The sequence below is a fragment of the Streptomyces sp. NPDC006283 genome, from assembly GCF_040613325.1.
In the GTDB taxonomy this organism is placed as follows: Bacteria; Actinomycetota; Actinomycetes; order Streptomycetales; family Streptomycetaceae; genus Streptomyces.
Map to the genome: position 1 here is coordinate 1 of NZ_JBEXRZ010000383.1, position 3404 is coordinate 3404.

Consider the following 3404-nt stretch of genomic DNA (forward strand, 5'->3'; position numbering starts at 1 on the left):
TAGAAGGGCTCTAGGGCCGAGAGGGCTACCTTGGCTTCGTGCATAGCGTCTACGAAGCGATCAACACCCCGTTCTCTCAGACGCTGGTTATAGGCCACCGCTGGCCCCGCTGCTGCAGGCCGCCGTGCCCGACGCGATCGAGCTCGCGGACGAGGACGTCACCGCGTTGCTGGGCGACGCCTCGCGGGCTCTCGCGGCCAGCGGGGTCCAGGTGCACTGGCCCAGGCAGTTGGCACGCAGACTCAACGCACGGGCCGTGATCGGCTCATCCGACGACGAGCAGCGGACGCGAGGGGACGAGTCGTCGGGACTGCCGTCGTTCCTCTCCGCGGACGCCCTGCTCTCCTTCAACTGGCGTTTTGCGCTCGGGGAGAGCCGGCTCACGCGTGCCGAACTGGACCGGCTCGCGGAAGCGGGCCGCCCTGTGGTGCGACTGCGCGACGAGTGGGTGCTCATCGACCCGGCCGAGGCACGGCGCGCCCGCGAGAGCCAGGACCGCAAGCTGTCCCCCGTCGACGCGCTCGGTGCCGTGCTGACCGGAACGGTCGAGGTGGACGGACGCACGGTCGAGGTCGAGGCTTCCGGTCCGCTCGAACGGCTCCGGGAACGGCTCGCCGCATCCGAGAACGCGCCGCAGGACATCGGGCAGCCGGCGGCGCTCGCGGCGAACCTTCGCGACTACCAGCTGCGGGGCCTCAACTGGCTCCACACGATGACGTCCCTCGGCCTCGGTGGCTGCCTCGCCGACGACATGGGGCTCGGCAAGACGATCACGCTCATCGCGCTCCATCTGCACCGGCAGACCGAGACTTCGGGCGCCGGCCCGACGCTCGTGGTGTGTCCGACCTCGCTGATGGGCAACTGGCAGCGCGAGATCGAGAAGTTCGCGCCCGGCACCCCCGTGCGGCGCTTCCACGGGACCGCACGCTCTCTCGGGGAGCTACGCGCCGGAGAGTTCGTGCTCACGACGTACGGCACGATGCGCCTCGACGCGGCCCGGCTCGCCGAGGTCTCCTGGGGCATGGTCGTCACCGACGAGGCGCAGCACGTCAAGAACCCTTACTCGGCGACCGCCAGGCAGCTTCGCACCATCGGCGCGAAGGCCCGCGTGGCGCTCACCGGGACCCCGGTGGAGAACAACCTGTCCGAACTGTGGGCCATCCTCGACTGGACCACGCCGGGGCTGCTCGGGCGGCTCGGCACCTTCCGCAACCGATACGCCCAGGCCGTCGAGGGCGGTACCGACCCGGCGGCGGCCCGCCGGCTGGCGGCGCTGGTACGCCCGTTCCTGCTCCGCAGGCGCAAGTCCGACCCGGGCATCGCACCCGAGCTGCCTCCCAAGACGGAGACCGACCGCGCGGTGTCGCTGACGCCCGAGCAGACGGGGCTCTACGAGGCGGTGGTCCGCGAGACCCTCGCCACCATCTCCGGGGCCGACGGGATGGAGCGGCGCGGCCTGGTGGTGAAGCTGCTGACGGCGCTCAAGCAGATCTGCAACCACCCGGCGCAGTACCTGAAGGAGGAACGCCCCCGCATCGCGGGCCGCTCGGGCAAGCTCGAACTGCTCGACGAACTGCTCGACACCATCCTGGCCGAGGACGCGAGAGTGCTGGTCTTCACCCAGTACGTCCGGATGGCACGGCTCCTCGAGGAGCACCTGGCCGTGCGCGGGGTGCCCACGCAGTTCCTGCACGGCGGCACGCCGGTCCCGGAGCGGGAGGCGATGGTGAACCGCTTCCAGAACGGGGAAGTACCCGTGTTCCTGCTGTCCTTGAAGGCCGCGGGCACCGGTCTGAACCTCACCAGGGCCGAGCATGTCGTGCACTTCGACCGGTGGTGGAACCCCGCGGTCGAAGCACAGGCCACCGACCGCGCCTACCGGATCGGACAGGACCGGCCGGTGCAGGTCCACCGGCTGATCGCGGAGGGGACGATCGAGGACCGGATCGCGCGGATGCTGGAACGGAAGAAGGATCTCGCCGACTCGGTTCTCGGTTCCGGCGAGGCGGCGCTCACCGAACTGACCGACGCCGAACTGGCCGACCTGGTGGAACTGCGAGGAACTGGGCGATGAACGGACCGGACGAACACGAGCGGACCTTCGCCGCGCTGCCCCCCGTTCGCGGCAGGGCCTTCGCGCAGAGCTGGTGGGGTCAGGCATGGCTGAAGGCCCTGGAGGACACCGCTCTCGACGGCGAGCAGCTGCGGCGCGGCCGCCGGCACGCCCGGGAGGGCGCGGTCGGGGCGGTCTCCGTACGGCCGGGAAGAATCACCGCGGTGGTCAGGGACCGCGACGGGACGGCCCACCGCAGTGATGTGCTGCTCCAGCAGCTCGACGACCAGGACTGGGACCGGTTCCTCGACACGGCCACGGACCGCTCCGGGCACATCGCGGCGCTGCTCGACCGGGACATGCCGCCGCATCTCGTGGAGGACGCGGCGGCGGCCGGAGTGGAGCTGCTCCCCGGCATCGGCGACCTGGAGCCCGAATGCACCTGCGACGCCTGGGACCACTGTCCGCACACGGCGGCGCTCTGCTACCAGGTCGCGCGCCTGTTGGACCAGGACCCGTTCGTGCTGCTGCTGTTGCGGGGACGCGGCGAGCGCCGTCTCCTGGACGAGCTCCAGCTGCGCAGCGTCGCACGGGCTCACCCGCCGGAGGCGGACGTGACGCCCGTGCGGGCGGGGCTGCGCGCCGACGAGGCGTTCGCGGTGGCCGGCGACCTGCCGCCACTGCCCGGTCCGCCTCCGCTGCCGGACGGACCCGGGCCCGCGCCCGCGCTCGACACGCAGACTCCGGCGGCCGACGGGCAAGACGCCGGCGCGCTGGAGTTCCTCGCGGCGGACGCGGCCGCGCGCGCCCACCTCATGCTGCGGCAGGCCCTCGCGCCCGGCCACGCCGAGCAGATTGCCGAGCCTGCCCCGACACGCGACCAGGACGCGGTGCGGATGGCGGCGTCGGTTCCGGGCCCGGTGATCACAGGAAGGCTCGCCGCCGGTACGGCACGCGGCCGGGGAGAGCTCGAACTGGCGGTCCGTGCATGGCACTACGGCGGCGCCGCCGGGCTGGCGGTGCTCGAGGAGGAGTTCACGCCGGACGCCGCACAGCTCGCCAGGGCCACCGACTGCCTCGCGGCGGCGTGGGCGGACGAGGCGGAGCGGCCACGGCTGCGCCCCGCGGGTCCGGCCCGCTGGACGGTCGTCGGCGCCCTGACACAACTGCGTCTGGGCCGCGACGGACAGTGGTGGCCGTTCCGCAAGGAACGAGGCGCGTGGGCGCCGGCCGGGCCCGCGTCACCGGACCCGGCCGAAGGCCGCCCGGCACGCCGTCGACATGGACGCGTACGCCCGCGAGTGGCAGCGCTCCAGCTACAAGAACGGCGCCAACCCGACGGGCGTCGTCT

General features: G+C 72.5%; 1 protein-coding gene and 1 pseudogene. Both read left to right on the forward strand.

The window, feature by feature from the left end; all coding sequences use genetic code 11:
• Positions 1-94: 94 nt before the first annotated feature.
• Positions 95-2074 (forward strand): annotated as a pseudogene (locus ABZ070_RS36275) (DEAD/DEAH box helicase); the annotation flags it as partial.
• On the forward strand, positions 2071-3404 hold a 1334-nt coding region (locus ABZ070_RS36280), incomplete at its 3' end, for an SWF or SNF family helicase (RefSeq protein WP_356640336.1). The pseudogene ABZ070_RS36275 and the gene ABZ070_RS36280, both read left to right, overlap by 4 nt.